The 16,820-nt window shown below is 31.6% G+C and carries 19 protein-coding genes; 14 read left to right on the top strand and 5 right to left on the bottom strand.

What is annotated here, in order from left to right; all coding sequences use genetic code 11:
• The first annotated feature begins 20 nt into the window (after positions 1–20).
• On the top strand, positions 21–1,214 hold the full coding sequence (locus M0214_RS05790) for a site-specific integrase (protein ID WP_248724523.1): 1,194 nt from the start codon (positions 21–23) through the stop codon (positions 1,212–1,214).
• 16 nt (positions 1,215–1,230) lie between these two features.
• Here M0214_RS05790 and M0214_RS05785 read toward each other — a convergent pair whose 3' ends face one another.
• A complete protein-coding gene (locus M0214_RS05785) occupies positions 1,231–2,019 on the bottom strand; it encodes a cation transporter (RefSeq protein ID WP_248724522.1) in 789 nt (262 codons plus the stop codon).
• A gap of 513 nt (positions 2,020–2,532) precedes the next feature.
• On the opposite strand from M0214_RS05785, the gene M0214_RS05780 reads away from it, so the two are divergent.
• A complete protein-coding gene (locus M0214_RS05780; protein WP_248724521.1) occupies positions 2,533–3,372 on the top strand; it encodes a DUF4382 domain-containing protein in 840 nt (279 codons plus the stop codon).
• 188 nt (positions 3,373–3,560) lie between these two features.
• Positions 3,561–4,163, top strand: a complete 603-nt coding sequence (locus tag M0214_RS05775) for a hypothetical protein (RefSeq protein ID WP_248724520.1) — start codon at positions 3,561–3,563, stop codon at positions 4,161–4,163.
• 192 nt (positions 4,164–4,355) lie between these two features.
• On the opposite strand, the gene M0214_RS05770 is transcribed toward M0214_RS05775, so the two are convergent.
• Positions 4,356–4,592: a helix-turn-helix domain-containing protein gene (locus tag M0214_RS05770; RefSeq protein ID WP_248724519.1), complete on the bottom strand. Its 237-nt coding sequence runs from the start codon at positions 4,590–4,592 to the stop codon at positions 4,356–4,358.
• Between the two features lie 116 nt (positions 4,593–4,708).
• Between M0214_RS05770 and M0214_RS05765 the strand changes: the two genes are divergently transcribed.
• From M0214_RS05765 to M0214_RS05735, 7 genes are all read left to right on the top strand, one after another.
• The gene (locus M0214_RS05765) at positions 4,709–5,146 is read left to right on the top strand and encodes a hypothetical protein (protein ID WP_248724518.1); all 438 of its coding nucleotides are present in this window, start codon (positions 4,709–4,711) and stop codon (positions 5,144–5,146) included.
• 165 nt (positions 5,147–5,311) lie between these two features.
• Positions 5,312–5,506, top strand: a complete 195-nt coding sequence (locus M0214_RS05760) for a hypothetical protein (RefSeq protein WP_248724517.1) — start codon at positions 5,312–5,314, stop codon at positions 5,504–5,506.
• Between the two features lie 11 nt (positions 5,507–5,517).
• Positions 5,518–5,856, top strand: a complete 339-nt coding sequence (locus M0214_RS05755; protein ID WP_248724516.1) for a hypothetical protein — start codon at positions 5,518–5,520, stop codon at positions 5,854–5,856.
• A gap of 204 nt (positions 5,857–6,060) precedes the next feature.
• Positions 6,061–6,468, top strand: coding sequence for a hypothetical protein (locus M0214_RS05750; RefSeq protein ID WP_248724515.1), 408 nt, complete (start codon positions 6,061–6,063; stop codon positions 6,466–6,468).
• A 90-nt stretch (positions 6,469–6,558) separates the two neighbouring features.
• Positions 6,559–7,455 carry an AAA family ATPase gene (locus M0214_RS05745; RefSeq protein WP_248724514.1) on the top strand — a complete coding sequence of 299 codons (897 nt, stop codon included), beginning with the start codon at positions 6,559–6,561 and terminating at the stop codon, positions 7,453–7,455.
• Complete coding sequence (locus M0214_RS05740; protein ID WP_248724513.1) at positions 7,430–8,416, top strand: DUF3871 family protein; 987 nt, start codon at positions 7,430–7,432, stop codon at positions 8,414–8,416. The genes M0214_RS05745 and M0214_RS05740 overlap by 26 nt, the downstream gene beginning before the upstream one ends.
• A gap of 48 nt (positions 8,417–8,464) precedes the next feature.
• Positions 8,465–8,722: a hypothetical protein gene (locus tag M0214_RS05735; protein WP_248724512.1), complete on the top strand. Its 258-nt coding sequence runs from the start codon at positions 8,465–8,467 to the stop codon at positions 8,720–8,722.
• A 188-nt stretch (positions 8,723–8,910) separates the two neighbouring features.
• Here M0214_RS05735 and M0214_RS05730 read toward each other — a convergent pair whose 3' ends face one another.
• The gene (locus M0214_RS05730) at positions 8,911–9,501 is read right to left on the bottom strand and encodes a hypothetical protein (protein ID WP_248724511.1); all 591 of its coding nucleotides are present in this window, start codon (positions 9,499–9,501) and stop codon (positions 8,911–8,913) included.
• A 100-nt stretch (positions 9,502–9,601) separates the two neighbouring features.
• Between M0214_RS05730 and M0214_RS05725 the strand changes: the two genes are divergently transcribed.
• From M0214_RS05725 to M0214_RS05715, 3 genes are read left to right on the top strand one after another with little or no spacing between them, the layout of a single operon-like run.
• Positions 9,602–11,068, top strand: a complete 1,467-nt coding sequence (locus M0214_RS05725) for a hypothetical protein (RefSeq protein ID WP_248724510.1) — start codon at positions 9,602–9,604, stop codon at positions 11,066–11,068.
• The gene (locus tag M0214_RS05720) at positions 11,052–11,723 is read left to right on the top strand and encodes an NUMOD1 domain-containing DNA-binding protein (RefSeq protein WP_248724509.1); all 672 of its coding nucleotides are present in this window, start codon (positions 11,052–11,054) and stop codon (positions 11,721–11,723) included. Before M0214_RS05725 ends, M0214_RS05720 begins: the two co-directional genes overlap by 17 nt.
• Before the next feature lie 26 nt (positions 11,724–11,749).
• Positions 11,750–12,202 carry a hypothetical protein gene (locus M0214_RS05715; protein ID WP_248724508.1) on the top strand — a complete coding sequence of 151 codons (453 nt, stop codon included), beginning with the start codon at positions 11,750–11,752 and terminating at the stop codon, positions 12,200–12,202.
• Positions 12,203–12,801: 599 nt separating this feature from the next.
• Here M0214_RS05715 and M0214_RS05710 read toward each other — a convergent pair.
• The gene (locus M0214_RS05710) at positions 12,802–13,752 is read right to left on the bottom strand and encodes a hypothetical protein (protein ID WP_248724507.1); all 951 of its coding nucleotides are present in this window, start codon (positions 13,750–13,752) and stop codon (positions 12,802–12,804) included.
• Positions 13,753–14,303: 551 nt separating this feature from the next.
• Entirely contained in the window at positions 14,304–15,533 is a 1,230-nt protein-coding gene (locus tag M0214_RS05705) for a TrkH family potassium uptake protein (protein ID WP_248724935.1), read from the bottom strand.
• 256 nt (positions 15,534–15,789) lie between these two features.
• Between M0214_RS05705 and M0214_RS05700 the strand changes: the two genes are divergently transcribed.
• The gene (locus M0214_RS05700; protein WP_248724506.1) at positions 15,790–16,812 is read left to right on the top strand and encodes an AraC family transcriptional regulator; all 1,023 of its coding nucleotides are present in this window, start codon (positions 15,790–15,792) and stop codon (positions 16,810–16,812) included.
• The last annotated feature ends 8 nt before the right edge of the window (positions 16,813–16,820 follow it).

Here is a 16,820-nt window from a genome sequence, read left to right as displayed (position 1 = left end):
TTAATTTTAAATCAACAGAAATGAAAATCAATATACTCTTTATATTAAAGAATAAATCAAAAACTAATTCAAAACAGAAATGTTCAATTGCTTGTAGAATTACATTAAATAAGAAGAGAAAAGAATTCGCTACAGGGCAATTTATTAATCCTAAAAACTGGAATCCCAAGCAACAACTGGTCAAGCCATCTGAACCTGACGAAAAACTCATCAACACACAATTAAGCCTTATTAAAACTAAAATTAATAGGGCTTTTTTAATGCTTCAAGTTAAAGAAGAAAGCTTTACCGTAGAAGATATCTATCTTCAATATAAAGGAGAAAAAACTCAAAAAGAACAAGGAACACTTGAAGCTTTTAAACGTTATTTAGAATCTCTAAAAAAGCTAATAGGGATTGATATTCAAAGAGCTACCTGGATAAAGTTTGACTATTCATATAAGCATGTAAAGGATTTTATTAAACATAAATATAAGCGTAACGATTATCCATTAAATAAGTTGAAACTACAGTTTTTAGCTGATTTTGAATACTATTTAAAGACAGAGAAAGGATTAGGTCAAGCAACAATAAATAAGATGATACAACGCTTTAGAAAGCCTGTTAGAATTGCTGTTGCAGAAGGTTATTTGGATAAAGACCCGTTTATGCTGTACAAAGCAAAAAGGACTAAAAATAATATTGTATTTCTTTCTCCAGAAGAGCTAAAAAAACTTGAAAAACATGAGTTCTCACAATCTAGATTAAAGTTTGTACAAGCCCTTTTTATTTTCTGTTGTTATACTGGATTGCCATATAGAGAGTTAATGGATTTAAAGCAAAGGCACATCATAGTTGGATTTGATGGTAATAAGTGGATAAAGATGGACAGAAAGAAAACATCTAAACTATTATCAATTCCATTATTACCTAGGGCTTTAAAAATTCTTGAACATTATAATCAAGATGGTTATGTGTTTCCAAGAATTACTAATCAAAAGTATAATTCATATTTAAAGGAGATTGGAGCTATTACAGGAATAGATAAAAAGTTTACAACACATATGGCAAGGAGAACATTTGCTTCAACGGTGCTGCTATACAATGATGTTCCTCTGGAAATAGTTAGTGAGTTGTTAGGGCATAGTAGTATAAAGATAACTCAGGATAGTTATGGTAAGGTGGTAGAGAAGAGAATTAGTATGGAGATTAATAGGTTAAAAGACTGTAATTAATCTTGTCATGATGATTTTACCCTAGTTTTAATATCCTTATAGCACCTTGAATTACTATTATAAAAACAATGGTTCCAATTATCAAATCAGGGTAAACTGAATTCAGCCAATTAACTAAAATTCCAGCAATGATTACACCACTATTAATAACAATGTCATTGGAGGTAAATATCATACTAGCTTGCATATGAGCTTCTTTGCTTCTAGATTTTTGTAATAAGTAGAGACATGTAATATTTCCTATTAAGGCAAAGATTGAAACAATTATCATAGTGGAAAAGTGAGGTATAGTTTCAGAGGTTGCAAATCTTCTAATGACTTCTAATAATCCAATAATGGCAAGTGTTATTTGAAAATAACCAGCAGTTTTGGCAACTCTTTTTTTTCTGGTAACAGTTCCGCTAATAGCAAATAGACTAATACCATAAACAAAGCTATCTGCTAACATGTCCAAACTGTCTGAAACAAGTCCCATGGATTTAGAAAATAACCCTGTCGTAATCTCTATTAAAAAGAAGATGAAATTAATTAATAGTACAGTCCACAGTAATTTTTTTTGGTTGGTTTGTTCTTTAAAAGAGGTTTGGGTAGTCTGATATGTGCCTATTTTTTTTGCTCCTAAACCCAAATCATTAATGGACTGTTCTATTTGAACTGAATTTTCGGTATGATAGACAGTTAGTTCCCTTTTTGATAAGTCAAAATCTAAGTTTTTAATCGTAGTAAAATCATTTAATTTCATACGGATTAAATTTTCTTCAGAAGGACAATCCATTTTGGATATATGAAATACAGTTTTCAACATGTGGATAGGAAAATATAAAAAAATGGATAAAAGGACTACAACAAATTAAAAATAAGTCCATTTGAACAATTATTTGAGTGGTTGGTAGAATACTATGGATTATATCAATTGACTTAGCTATGTTTGGAATACCATAAACATAAGTAGGTTAAGTTCATGGTAGATTTGGGGCAAAAAGGTGGATAGCTTTATCCATCTTTTTTTATTTTAATGAATATTGCCTGATTTTTTGGAAATTACATTTAAAACTTATAATTTTAAAATACAACCAAGATTATCTTAATTCTCGTAGAGATGGATTGATAGCTACCCTTAACAAATGATTATTGTTAGAATCTTTATTGAGAATATATGAGGAGGCTTAATTGCCTCCTTTTTCTTTCTTAAATTTTTATAAAGATGCATTTCAACGAAAATTGGCGGCTAAATCTTAAAAGTAGCAAGGATAAATAAACCAACTATTATAAGTGGATCGTATTTTTGTAAATATCTCTTAAAAATAAAGTTATGAATATGAAGTATTTAAAATCGGGATTGGGAACTGTAATGACCATTATGGCTTTACTATTAATGGTTAATTGTGATGATAGTGACAGTAATAACAAAACTGAGACAGCAAGAGTTCAATTAAAGTTAGTAGATGAACCAGGGGATTATGAAGAAGTAAATATTGAAATAATAGACATTCAATATCAATCTAATGAAGATGATGAGGAAGGTTGGGAAAGCTTTACACCAGAAGGGGGCTATCCAATAAACGTTGACATCACAGAACTTATAGCTGGAAATAGTTTATTATTAACAGATGAAGTAGTACCAGTTGGTATATTAAAACAGGTAAGACTGATTTTAAGTGATAACAATACATTAAAGATAGAAAGAGAAGATGAATTAATCCCTTTAGATACTCCAAGTGCAGAACAATCTGGATTGAAGCTTAATTTAGATGAAGAATTAGAAGCAGGGTTTGTATATACATTTATTTTAGATTGGAGTGTTCAAGAATCTATTGTTAAAGCTGGTAATTCTGGAAAGTACATACTAAAACCCGTTATAAAGGTTGATGCAGAAATCAGTTCAGGTTCAATAAATGGTAAGGTGATTGAACTTATAGAAGAAGTAGAAACACCAATAGCTAATCAAATTGTAGAAGTTTATACAATAGATGATATATTGGTTAAAGATACCTTGACAGATGATAATGGACATTTTATGGTTCAAGGACTTGAAGAAGGAACCTATATTGTAAAGATTGCCAAAGAAGGATATGTAAATTATGTATCAGATGAAATTACTGTTGAAGTTGGTAATGTAGAAGCAGTTGGAACAATTACGCTTGAATTGGATAATTAGAGAACACTTAATTATATTAATAAGAAAGACCCGTTCTATATTTTAGAATGGGTTTTTTAGTGGAATTTCACAACATAAAGTAATACTAAACTTTCATTTTATTGAAAATTATGTAATTCAGCGAAAATATTTTACCAATAATCTATTGTTGACTATATTTGAGATATTAACCTACTTAATGATATGTTATGAAAAATATAGCAAAAGCCTCTCTTTTGAGTTTGGGACTTCTTTTATTGGGATGTAACTTAGAAAGCCTAGAAGAAAAAGATTCTCAATTATTAACCGAAAAGAAATCTTCTAAAAAGAAAGAAAGTTTTGAAGTAACGGCAAGTGATATTTCTACTGATGATACTTCAGAAGAGCATTGCCATACTATTAATTTGATTGCAGGGCAGCATTACGAAATTGGAACGGTTACTATTGATGTTGAAGGAGATATTTTAACAGTAACATATACAACCGATGGAGATTGGGTATTAAATGCTACACATTTACATATTACCAATTGCGAGGAAGATGACTTTCCTCTAACAGGTGCAAATAACCCTAAAATTGGACATTTTGAGTATGCTAGTGAACATGAAGATGGTACTACACAAGTTATTTACACAGTTAATATAGGAGAGATTACTGGTGAGTTATGTTTTGCAGCACATGCAGAAGTAGATGGTCCATCTGAGGAAACTGCTTGGGCAGAGGGGGAAGATTTTGGGGGTAATAGTTGGGCAATGTATTTTGAAGCCGACTTAACCGATTGTGATGGAGATACTCCTCCACCTGCATTTTAAATCTTATAACTAAATCTTCATAAAATCACAAACCCATTCTTTATAGAGAGGGTTTTTTATTTGATATATTCAAAAATAGGAAGCTTTAAATTAGGAATACACTTAGATAAGTATACTAATCATATTGATTTAAAATAATCTGTCAAACTTGACGGTCAACTTGTCAACATTTTTCATCAAAATTCCAGAGGTCTAAAAATCAAAAAAATTCTTTAGTGAAATTTCTAAGGCAATTGCAAGAGCTGATATTGTGACAATGTTTGGAGTAACCTTGCCTTTCTCTATTTTGTATAGATATTGTCTGTCCTTTCCAACTAGTTCAGCTAATTCTGTTTGAGTAAGACCTTTCTCTTTTCTTAAATTCTTGATTCTAGTTCCAATAATTTTTGGAATGGAATCTTTTAACTCATTAAGCCTCTTATCAGACAATTGCACCATGCAATAAAATTCCAATTAACGAGGTTAAATGTTGTAACCTTAAAATACTACATTTTAATTATATTTGATAGATGCTAAATCTATCCATTAATTTAAAACTTATAAAAATGAATACAGATATATTAACATACTTTATAAATCTTGAAAATAATCCAATCCTTTTCACAAATCAATTGTTAAATACTCATAAAAACATTGGGCATAGTGTACCTGTTAGCTATGAGGATTTTGATTTAGTAATTTATGACCTTAAATATCTTGTAGACACATATAATACACATTTGCCTGATACTAAATTCATAAATAATAAAAAATTGAATTTGCTGTTGGATAATTGCAAAGGGGATATTCCATTGTTTATTTTAATGATGTATTTGGTGGATGTACAGGACGATATAATCCCTAATGCATTAACAAACCTTAAAACCTTATATAATCTAATTCAGAAAACTTACAACCAACTTGTAAAAGACAATTTCAAAAGTGGTTATGACGGTGATATTGATTTTACTGTTATTCTGATATCTGATGAATTAAGGTCTTAATCATTTATGAAACTTCAGGAATTATTAAATTCACTAATAAGTGCTTTTGAGAGATTAGATACAAGTTGTCTAGATTCTCTTAATGATGGATACTATTCATATAAAACAAAGTATGAACTCATTTCAGAACTACAAAATTTATTCGAAAATCTAAAATTAAGAGGTATGGATTCCCTAGTAGTAAAACCATCTGAATGTAAATACTGTTATCCCAAAGCTAAAGTTTATAGCTTCCATCATAAAGAAACTGATGAGTTCATTATTAGATATTTGATACACCAAGAAGATGAAGATGAATTCAGGGTTGAAGAATGTAGGAACAAGCAAATTCCAGATGGAGAAAATAACATGCCATTTTAAAAATAAAAACAATGGGAGCAACAGTAAGAGCTATATGCAAATGTGGGTTCAAAAAGGACGCTTTAATTGGGGGAAGTAGGCAAAACTATAAGACCACAGAATTATTCCCATGCCTATGTTCTAATTGCAATAATATGGTAGACGGGAATTTAAAATCTAAGGTATTGACCTGCCCTGATTGTAACTCTAAGAATGTAACCCCCTATAATAACGAGAAACTTATAACTGATAACGGAAACAAAATTGTTGAACGAAGTTTTGATAATGTGTTGACAGATGGATTCCATCTATGCCCAAAGTGCAATGAGCCTAAATTGCGGTTCTTTTCAGGAGGTATAATTTGGGATTGAAAAAATTTTTTTTTGACAAAAATTCAAATCCATTTTCAAAATTTAAAATTCCTGTAACTTTTCAAGTACCCCCCCCTTCTTTTTTTTATTACTATCGTGAGCGTGAGTTAATCTAAAAAATCACCCCGCTACTCTTTCCCATTTCTGCTAATCCCCCTGGGTTTTAGCCTTAAAATCATTTATTAACGATAAAACATTTTTACAATGGTAGAAAGAAGAAATTTAGAGACAGGGTTGTTGGAAATACAAATTCCAGCAGTCGTTGCAGAAATCAGACAAGAAGTTTTAAAACTTAAAAACCATAAGGAAACCCCTTATAGGTTGGGAACAACTAAAATACGGTATCCAGACGGTGGAGAAGGAGAAGTGTTAACACGGTTTTACAGCAAAAGTATTGAAGCCCATCCCGATGTATTTAGGGCAGGAGAAAGAATTAGCATTATCATTCAGGCTGAAGGAGATTATGCTGGTCGTGCAGTTGCAAGTTTGCCTGGTTCTTCAGTAGACCTTGCAAGACTAATTGGTAAGAATCTGGAAAAACCGTCCATACTGGAACCATCTTCTGAAAGTAAACTTAAAGACCATCTTGTTGATGAAGAAGCCGTTGTCTAGGCGACAAGAGGATAATTAGGAGCTTCTTAAACAGGAGCTCTTTTTTACATCAAATAATCAAAAAAATTATACAACATAACAAATCCAATTATGGAACTAAGAAAATCAGAAAGAAAAAAAGCCAAGATTAAGATGGCATTGCAAGGAAGTGCTGGCAGTGGAAAGACAATGTCTTCATTATTGATTGCAAAAGGATTGACAGCTAACAATCTATCAAAAGTAGCTGTAATAGACACGGAGAACAGGAGTGCTGATTTATATGCCTATTTGGGTGATTATAATGTCATTTCCATGGAAGGACCTTTTTCACCAGAACGTTACATTGAGGCAATAGATATCTGTCTAAAAGCTAAAATGGAAGTTATCATTATAGACAGCTTGAGTCACTGTTGGGATTACCTATTAGACGCCCACAGTAAGATGCCAGGCAATAGCTTTTCAAATTGGGCTAAAATCACGCCAAGGCAGAATTCATTTGTCAATAAGATACTCCAATCAAATGCCCATGTCATTGCTACTATGAGGGTTAAACAGGACTATGTGCTCAACCAAAAGGACGGCAAATATGTTCCTGAAAAAGTTGGTCTAAAGGCTATCCAACGGAATGACCTTGATTACGAATTCACCATAGTTTTTGATTTGGATATAAAGCATAATGCCGTATCCAGTAAGGATAGGACTAATCTATTTTCTGGAAAACCTGAGTTCTTGATTAATGCCGCTACAGGCAAAAAGATACTTGAGTGGTGCAATCAAGGGAATACCCGTGATATTGACAAGATAATAAGTGAAATAGAAAACTGTCAGACAATGGAACAGCTAAGGCATGTGTATTCAAAACACCCCGAACTGCGACAGCAACTTAAAGAGACGGTATTAAAAAGGAAACAACAACTTGAAAATATCCAAGGTCAGTTAGTTTCTAAAAACTCAATAATTAATCAAACCAAAAACCAAGACAATGGAATTGACAACAGTAAACAGTGATATAAATTCTCAGGTCATACCTGAATCAGAAATTATAAAAAGACCCAATGGCGCATTCATTGAAGCCAATACTAAGCAGGTAAGTTTGGAGCATCTAAAAAAGGATTGTATCATACCAGTCTTTGCACGTGACAACGAAACTACAATCAGTCACTACGAATTCATTGACAGCACCTATGAAATAGCAAAACAATTGTTCCCTGCGGCAGAGATTGAAACTCCTGATATTAGGGTTAGCCATATCATAAAGGGTAGGGTGCCAAGTGCAATAGGCAAACCTGCTAAAGAGCTTTTGGAACATGAGAAAACATTGTACTATGAAAGATGTGCTTTTGTTATGGAGATGCCTTCTGTAAGACAGAACATCAATGGAAATGAACTAAAGTTGTGTGTTGGAGGGGTTAGGGCTTACAATCAAGAAAACCTCTACAGTAAAAAGAGCTTGGAGAAGTTCAAGCTTTTCATTGGGTTTCAGAATAAGGTCTGTACCAACCTATGTATCAGTACAGATGGATTCTCAAATGAAATTAGGATTGGTTCGATATCAGAACTGGAGGCTAAGGCGGAATCTTTGTTCAAGGGTTATTGCATTGAGCAACATCTAGAAGTCATGGAGTCCATGGAAGACTATGGGCTTACGGAAGAACAGTTTGCCCATTTTATGGGTAAAGTTAGGATGTACGGACATTTAAGTAAACCTGAACGGAAGAATATATTCCCGATAGGACTGAGTGATTCACAGATTAACCATGTTGTAAAAGACTATTACAGCTGTCCAAATTTTAAAAGGAATGAAGACGGCTCTATTAGCTTATGGAATTTGTACAATTTGCTTACCGAAGCCAATAAGAGCAGCTATATAGATTCTAATTTGGAGCGGAACGTAAATGCATACGAGTTAACACAAAACCTTAGTAATTCTATCCAAAACAACGAATGGAATTGGTTTGTGCATCACTAATAATATAGCTAAAACTGAAAGATTCCATCTAAAAAAGAATAAGATAAAATGAATGAAGAAGAACTGGCTGAATTGCTTAAATACAGCAATCCTAAGGAACTTTATGTTGTGGCCTGGAACAATGTCTTAGAGCTGCTTTTTTGTCCTTTTGAAGTGGTTGTATTGCATGAGATAGGAGCCTTGAAGAAAGGTGAAAGATTGGAAGTTGAAGCTGTTAAGGTTACTATAGAACTAAAGACTGTTTATGAGATTAGTGGGCAATTATATTACTATAATTATTTTGATATTATAATAGATGAAAATTAGCTGTTATGCTGCATTTTGGATAACCAAGCTTTTGAGACGGTTTCAGCTTTATCAAAAAACCACTGAAAATGGATTTGCAATTGTAATATAGGCGGCTTTATTAATTTAATAGGGCCACCTATATTTGTAAGAAAAAACTTGACAAGTTGACAAGGTAACTCCAAAAATTAAATACTTTTTTTTGGCATTCACATTGAGTTAAAATCTTCCATGATTGCCTTTTGAAGTATTTCTAGCTTTTTATACCATTTACTACGTGATTTAATTGATTCATTAATAGAAATTAGATTATTAATATACTCTTCTTGAAGCTCATGGTTTTTTTTGATATTGGGAACGGGTGTTTTAAATATCTTATCTATGTCCGCCTTAATATTAGGAGGTAATATTAAATCTGAAATTTGAGACATTTTATTTAATAGCAATAAATATTCTCGGGTTTGATGCATTTCACCATTAAGCCTTTCTAAAGACTTCAATGTTTCACTAACCTCATTTATTATCTTATTGGAGTCTGGAAACAACTCAAAGTCTTCATCTTCATAATAATAAGTACCATTAGAGCACTTTATTGGAGCAGATTTACCCTTTATCCCTTCTCTTAGTGCTTTAAGATCGTACGAAATAGTCCGTTCTGAAATACTAGAAGGTTTACCTCTAAGTTCTGTCAGATGATAGGAGCATCTTCTAATAAGAACTTCCATAGTGCAGTTTATTTGCTTATTACGAATGCTTTCGTCAATTATTCTATATCGTAAATCAGCTTCTTTATGATTCATTTTTTCAACTGCAAACTGGCTGCATTGCTCATTTTGAATTTTGCAATGCAATGTAAACTCACCTCGTTGCGAAGGTTATTTTTAATTGGTGAATAAAATTATGAAAAAAGACTTAAACAAAGAAGTAGAAGAAAATTCAGATCCAGAAATAGAAATATTATTTAATGGTGAAAATGTCCTTGACTTTTGGACTTACGATGAGAAAGGTAACCCAAAATTATTACAAGGTAAATTAATGAAATTTTTAGGCAGAAATGGCTTTGTCAATATTACTCAAAATAATAGGAATATTGGATTAGTTCAAGAGCTTAATAATCGTATTAAAAAATCTACAGTAGAAATGGCTGTACAATTAGTAAAAGAGCATTTAGAAAGAAAAGCACTTGATGATATCTATGAAGTGTTTGCCAAAGGAGTAGGGTCATACTTGTCTAGGATGAAATTAAATTTGTTAAAATCAATTGAAATAATTAATGATAGGGACCAAAGAAATTCCTCTAGGTTTTATTTTCACAATTGTTTCATTGATATTTCAGATGAGGATTTTCAAATAAAACCATACAAAGAACTGGACACTGTTATTTGGGAAAATAGAATTATAAATAAAGAATTTGTATTTCCGTCTAACAACTCTCGCGGTCAATTTGAAACCTTTTGTTTTAACATTTGTAAGAAAGATGAAGAAAGGTTTTTAGCATTTAAAACAATGCTCGGTTACTTACTTCATCGTAATACTGAGAGAGGGGAAGATGTCGCAGTTATTTTGTATGATGAGAATATGGGAGGCTCCAGAGCTGAAGGAGGTACTGGCAAAACTCTTCTTAGCACGGCATTGAATCATTGTAGAGATAGAGTTGAAATTGGAGGCAAACAACTAAAAATGGGTAGTAATTTTGCTTATCAACGCGTTGACTACACAACTGATATTATAGTTTTTGAAGATTTTGCTAAATCAGTTTCTTTAGAGCCTTTCTTTGACATGATTACAGGAGGGATGGAAGTTGAAAAGAAAATGAAACAAGCATTTTATATTTCTAGAAAAATGATGCCAAAAATAATGTTTACCAGCAATTATTTGATTAAGGGTCCTAAAGGTTCTTCTACTAGAAGAAGGAAGTATGAATTTGAACTAGCTAACTACTATAATGATTGGTTTCGTCCTGAACATGAATTTAAAAATAGGTTTTTTGATGACTTATGGTCAAAAGATGAATGGAACAAATTTTTCTACTTCATGATGACTTGTATTCAGGACTATTTAGAAAAAGGGTTGGTTAAGGCTGCCCCGATTAATTTTAATAAAGTACGAATGGCTGATAAAAGTTCCGATGAGTTTATTGACTTTATGGATGAAAATTTGGAATATAATAAATGGATTGACAAAAGGTTTTATCAGGAACTTTTTGAAGATATGTATCCAGATATTGAAAAAGTGAGCTCTAAAATGTTTGGTATTTGGTTAAATGACTATGCTCATAAGTATGGAGGTGAGTATGAAACTAAGTCTACAGGAAGTAAATATTATTTTATTGTACGAATTAAGAAAGTAAATGATGAAGAAAAATAAAAAAACTGCTGGAATTATCTATTCCGTTAAGAATGAAGTTACTGGCGAGTTTTATATAGGGGCAACTACTCATTCTTTAAATCAGCGAAAGCTTGACCACTTAGAGAGGGTGAACAGAGGTGAAAAAGGAAAGTTCTATGAGGCTATTAGTACTTATGGCAAAGATGCCTTTTCTTGGGAACAGATTTATACCACGACAAGTACTCATGAATTAGCTCAAAAAGAGAAAGAATACATTTTAGATTATAATTCAAAAGAAGATGGTTATAATGGTGATAGTGGTGGTTCGGGCATTAAAAGAACAGTTTATAAATATGATATTTCAGATGGGGCACTTATAGAAAAATTTTCTGGTTTGGATGAAGCCGCTAAATCAATTAATTCAAGCAAACAGCATATTGGCAGAGCTTGTTTAAGCGTAAATAATATGTACGGAGGTTATTATTGGAGTTATGAGTTTAAAGAACCCTTTAGACCTGATAAAGATTCTCGAAAGAAGGTAGTGTTATATTATAATCTTGTTGATGGTGAAGAGTTGGAATTTGAATCTGTATCAGAAGCGTCCAGAAGAACGGGAGTTTCTAAATCCTGTATAGCAAGGTTTTGTAGAGGAGAACGAAAACCTCCTGAAGGTTATAGGTGGGAATATAAATAAACAACTAATTAAGATAAGAGGTAATTATGAAAAGAAATAAAAATTTTGAAAGAGCTATCAATAATTTTTCAAATGGATTACTCATGCTTGGGTCATCTGAATATGAAAATTATAAGGAGTTCCTTGTTAAATATAAAGATCAATTGAAAGATTGCGGTGAAGAATACTTCAATTTCGTTGTCCCTGAAGAGGCGTTTAATTTATTTACACAAGAAGTTGCAGCGAAACTTATGGATTATAAGTACGCTACCAAAGCTTTTTATTCTTTAACTACTAAGCATATTCATGGTGAAATGGGGTATTTGAACACCTTAACTAATGTTTTTTTAGACGATGTTTTTAATGGGTCAATTAAAATCAATAAGAAGGCATTAGACGAATTTATCAAGATGAATATAAGCGAGGATAAGAGTTTGTTAACATTCAACTCTAGACACATTTGCAGCATAGATTTAAAGCAGTATGAGATATCCTTTTAATAGAGTGATAACAGTAAAAGGGCATCATAAAAGGTGTCCTTTTTTTAGGTCTGGAGGTGGTAATAGCTTTTCAAATAATAAAAAATTATTTGGATTTGTTAAAGTTGTTTATATCAAATTTGAATAGGTTAAAAATTCTTTTTAAAATCAGTAAAATAGTGAGTAGTATTTGAGTAAAAAAGAAAGTAAACAAAAAAATTATTGTTTTTTTGAATATACATAAGTAAATATGGGTCAATCCAAAATTTATATTCTTAATCATAATTAAACCCAAGGCAATTATTGAAATGAGTATTACATAGGTAATGTTGTAAAAAGTTTCCTCAACTACTTGTTTCCTTATTTCTTTCTTTTCTTTTGTGGGAGTTCTTGTGAGTGAAACAATTAGGACAAGTAAATTTATAAATAAACCAATAAATATTGATAAAGCTGTAGAAAGTATAGAATCCAATCCTGAACTAACGGATTTTATAAATATTGCTAACATTCCAAACAAAATAGGCAAAAGAACAAATAGGAATATATTTCCGTATTTATCCGTTTTTAACGTTCTATAATGGTTTTTTATGACTTCTATAATGTTTATGAACGAGAACATATTAGAAAGGATTAATGTCTTTAAATAAGGTTATCGCTGAATTTGTAATTTCATCAATTTTAGACTCTCCAAACTCGTCCAATTCAACATTAATGTCATAAATGCTTTTAAGCTTGAAAGATTCATTAAAATCAATATTTTTTTCTTTGCCATTAAGTTTTACGCGAGTGGTTATCTCACTATTCTCACCAAATCCAACTACTTTTAATTTTTCTGTTAATAAGTAACTTTTATCTTTAGAGGAATAAAGTTTGTCCAAAACCTTTTTTGTGCTAGAACCAAAGTAACCTCTTTTCTTTTTTATTGTTAAAGAGATACTATAATCTTTGTATTCTTCTTCTAGAAAGTTTAATTTATCACTCAACTCTTTAGGTATTTTATCTGTAGTGAGTGTTACAGACTTAGTAGTTCCATTGGTGACAAAACGTTTAGCGATATCCTTATCAATAAATTCATTGAAGGATATTTTATTTTCTGGGTAGGTTTCTTTCATAAAGCTTTTTAAAACAGAGCAGAAGACGGTTCTAATTCCAAAAACACCACTACGCTCTAGAAGAATAAACCCTTTGTGGTTGTCTTTAGGGATATGAATAAAAAAGAAAAAGACCTTTTCAACACCATGCTCAGGTTTACTCTTGTACACTGGCTCAGCATCTTTATCATTTGGGTTAATTATTTTAATTATTTTTCCATAGTTTGTTGAAGAAATTTTACCACATATAAACCTTCCAGATTCATACTTTTTAAATGTAGAAACTGTTTCTCCATCACTATCTTTTTTCTTCTCAATTTTTACACTTCTTTTATTTGATTCGTCATTTGGTAGAAGATCTATGAAGTTTGGAAACTTTGTAAACAATTCATCTAATAGATTTATCGATGTATCAGCCTTATTTTCTTTGTTTTTAAAAGTAAAGGTTAAAGCTTCTAGTTTTCTGTTAATTTCACTCATTTAAAGTTATATTGTGTTGTATTAGTACAAATTTTAATAAAAATGTTACTATTCGTTTCCACAAATAAATTGTGGATTCTATGCTAAAAAGCAATAAAATAGGAGAGGTGATAAAGCTAATAAATTTATTAATTATAGCGAAAGAAAAATCATATAAAATTTTTTATTCTGACTATGAGATAGTAAAAGCTTGATTCTTTCTCTGCTTTTTAATTTAAGGGGGTAAAAAAGGAATGAATATGACAAGTAAAAACATAAATAATTATTTTATAGGTGTTTATGTAGAAAAGTTCGAGCCCAGGTGGGACCACCAAAAAGCCTAAATTACAAATGTAGTTTGGGCTTTTTTTAGTCTGGTATAGTATCACAAAAAAGGCAAAATTCAGCTTACAATACCTATCCTTGCAATGTTTATCTTTTTTCTAATTTTTAGAGTAGGAATGGCAAAACATACAAATCATAAAATAAAAAAGGGTTTTATAATCAAGTTTCATTTGAATAGAACCTTAGAAAGTAGATTGAATAAATATCATTTTTTAATGACAGGAATATTAAATAGCAATATCTTCGGTTTCAATATTGTCATCAAGCAAGGGCGATTTGGTAATTAATGCAAAACCAAAAGTGAGAACACCAAGCCTACCAATAAACATTAATAATGCCACAATAGTTTTACTTGTATTAGAAAGGGTGCCCGTAATTCCCGTTGACAGTCCTACCGTGCTCAAAGCTGAACTGCATTCAAAAGCAATTTCGGACAATGAAAAGTTATTGCCATCAATTATCAGCACTGTCCAAATTCCGATTATAAGAATTAAGGCGTAAAAAATCCCTGACGCTATGGCAAGATATATTTTTGATGATGGAATCAGCTTAGATAAAAAAGTAATACGTTTGCGGCGTTTTAATATTGCTGTCAACACTGCATAGAGCGCAGTTACAGATGTGGTTTTTATACCACCTCCGGTTCCTGCTGGTGAAGCACCCACTACCATAACAATTATAAAAACGAAAATTGCTGGGATACCTAATGTTCCTAGATCATGATTGTTAAATCCTACTGTGGTGTGGGCAGATACTGTCTGAAAAAACGCAAGCCTAAAACCTTCCCAGCCTAATCTTTGTAAATTTGAATCTGAACTGTAAATTAAACATGTAGGAAGGACAATAAAAACAAAAGTAGCTAGTAATATAATTTTTGATGTCAGTGTGATTTTTGCTTTTTTCTGCCTTAGTTTAAACCAAATATCTAGTAATACTATAAAACCAATAGAACCTAAAAGCGATAATACCATAATAGTATTAGTAATGTAGCCGTTATTGGAAAATGGTGTCATAGAATTTTCAAAAAGGCTAAAACCAGCGGTGCAAAAAGCAGAAATACTATGAAAAATGGCTTGCCAAAGTGGTTGAGAAACGGCCTCCTGTTTAAAACCGATATAAAGAAAAATGGCACCTATAAACTCTATGAGAAAAGTGAAAATAAAAACACTATGAATAAAAGCCAGTAGCGGGTATTTTTGCGGTAAATTGAATTCCAATCGTAGTAATTTTGCCGAAATTAGAGGTACTTTGTTGTGGCGTTTTAAAATTACAAACGAGCTCAATGCCATATAGCCAACTCCCCCTAGTTGAATAAAAAATAAACTTATGATTTGTCCGGCCATTGAATAACTTTCTGCAAAATTTAACGGTGCCAAACCTGTTGTACTAACCAAAGACACTGAAAAGAATATGTGATCTATTATTGAAATGTTGTTATTTCTGCAAAAAGGCAACATTAAAATAAGGAAGCATAGAAGCGACAAGAAAAAATAACCGCCAATTAGAAATAAGATAACAGATTTATCACTTTTTAATAATTGCCTCAGTGGTTTAAATAATTTCATAAGTTAATTAGTGCTTCTCTTTTTTTGATAAATTCTATATTCAAAAGATATTGAAATTGGAGTTCATTTCAAAACATGGCATGATAAGAATTTACAATGTACTTTTAGTTCAAAGCTGTATTTTTACATATATTAAGCTATCTATAAAATGACAACTATAAATATTACGGCACAAGATACAGCGGGCACGGTAAGGCAAATCCAGGAGGTTATTGGGGGTACTATCTCTGGTCGTTGGGGTGAGTATGTCTTAAATGTTTCCAGCCAAATGGCAAAAGGAAGCATTAGATTTTTAACTTTTGAATGGGGAGGAAGCCTATTGGAATATAATATTACTTTCTTTAATGAAATAATGTTAGTCATGGATACTTCAGAATTTAACCCCATTCACTTTACATACATATCAAATGGCTATTGTTATCATAGGTTTGAAAAAGAAGACGCTAATCGAAAGCTTGAAGCTCTACGACCTATAATTATAACAAGTAAAGATGGCGGTTACAATTATGGGTATTTTCCTAAGGATGAAAAATTACATATTACCTTGGTACAGGTCAGTAGAATTAAATTTTTAAAAAAACGCCTTAATGATGCCTCTGTACTCAACCAAAACTTGTATCGTGTATTTCACGATGAGCATCACGAGCACGTATTTTCCTATTTTGGCTCATATAATTTAAAATTGGCTCAATTGGTTAAATCTTTGAGTGATATAAAACAATCAGGAATGATGCGTATTCTTTTAATAGAGGGTATTGTCTATCAGATTTTAGCCTTACATCTAGAGCACCATAGCAAGGACATGCAAAAGTCAAAGAGAAATACGAATCTCACAAAACGGGAACTTTTGGCAGTAAGACGCATTTCCAAGTATATTCTTAAGGATGTTTCTAAAGACCAAAATGTTGATAATTTAGCCTTAAAATGTGGTTTAAACCATACTAAGCTTCAAGAGGGGTTTAAGCATTTGTTTTCTAGAACGGTAACAGAATATATTAGGCATGTAAGACTTGAAGAAGCAAGAGATTTAATGGATACTACCGATTTAAATATTACACAAATTGTATACGCCATAGGTTTTAGTAGTAGAAGTTATTTTTCAAAAATTTTTAAGCGTAAATACGGTATAAGACCTAGTGACTATTTAAAAAAACAGGTAATGAGAACTTAACTTGAAAA

Source organism: Seonamhaeicola sp. ML3 (genome assembly GCF_023273855.1).
Taxonomy (GTDB): Bacteria; Bacteroidota; Bacteroidia; order Flavobacteriales; family Flavobacteriaceae; genus Seonamhaeicola.
Note: the sequence above shows the minus strand (reverse complement) of the source record. Positions and strands in the feature narration are given on the sequence as shown.

Coding starts and splice junctions, on each gene's coding strand:
- M0214_RS05790 (WP_248724523.1), top strand. CDS start 21: ATGAAAATCAATATACTCTTTATATTAAAGAATAAATCAAAAACTAAT.
- M0214_RS05785 (WP_248724522.1), bottom strand. CDS start 2,019: ATGTTGAAAACTGTATTTCATATATCCAAAATGGATTGTCCTTCTGAA.
- M0214_RS05780 (WP_248724521.1), top strand. CDS start 2,533: ATGAAGTATTTAAAATCGGGATTGGGAACTGTAATGACCATTATGGCT.
- M0214_RS05775 (WP_248724520.1), top strand. CDS start 3,561: ATGAAAAATATAGCAAAAGCCTCTCTTTTGAGTTTGGGACTTCTTTTA.
- M0214_RS05765 (WP_248724518.1), top strand. CDS start 4,709: ATGAATACAGATATATTAACATACTTTATAAATCTTGAAAATAATCCA.
- M0214_RS05760 (WP_248724517.1), top strand. CDS start 5,312: ATGGATTCCCTAGTAGTAAAACCATCTGAATGTAAATACTGTTATCCC.
- M0214_RS05755 (WP_248724516.1), top strand. CDS start 5,518: ATGGGAGCAACAGTAAGAGCTATATGCAAATGTGGGTTCAAAAAGGAC.
- M0214_RS05750 (WP_248724515.1), top strand. CDS start 6,061: ATGGTAGAAAGAAGAAATTTAGAGACAGGGTTGTTGGAAATACAAATT.
- M0214_RS05745 (WP_248724514.1), top strand. CDS start 6,559: ATGGAACTAAGAAAATCAGAAAGAAAAAAAGCCAAGATTAAGATGGCA.
- M0214_RS05740 (WP_248724513.1), top strand. CDS start 7,430: ATGGAATTGACAACAGTAAACAGTGATATAAATTCTCAGGTCATACCT.
- M0214_RS05735 (WP_248724512.1), top strand. CDS start 8,465: ATGAATGAAGAAGAACTGGCTGAATTGCTTAAATACAGCAATCCTAAG.
- M0214_RS05730 (WP_248724511.1), bottom strand. CDS start 9,501: ATGAATCATAAAGAAGCTGATTTACGATATAGAATAATTGACGAAAGC.
- M0214_RS05725 (WP_248724510.1), top strand. CDS start 9,602: ATGAAAAAAGACTTAAACAAAGAAGTAGAAGAAAATTCAGATCCAGAA.
- M0214_RS05720 (WP_248724509.1), top strand. CDS start 11,052: ATGATGAAGAAAAATAAAAAAACTGCTGGAATTATCTATTCCGTTAAG.
- M0214_RS05715 (WP_248724508.1), top strand. CDS start 11,750: ATGAAAAGAAATAAAAATTTTGAAAGAGCTATCAATAATTTTTCAAAT.
- M0214_RS05710 (WP_248724507.1), bottom strand. CDS start 13,752: ATGAGTGAAATTAACAGAAAACTAGAAGCTTTAACCTTTACTTTTAAA.
- M0214_RS05705 (WP_248724935.1), bottom strand. CDS start 15,533: ATGTTGCCTTTTTGCAGAAATAACAACATTTCAATAATAGATCACATA.
- M0214_RS05700 (WP_248724506.1), top strand. CDS start 15,790: ATGACAACTATAAATATTACGGCACAAGATACAGCGGGCACGGTAAGG.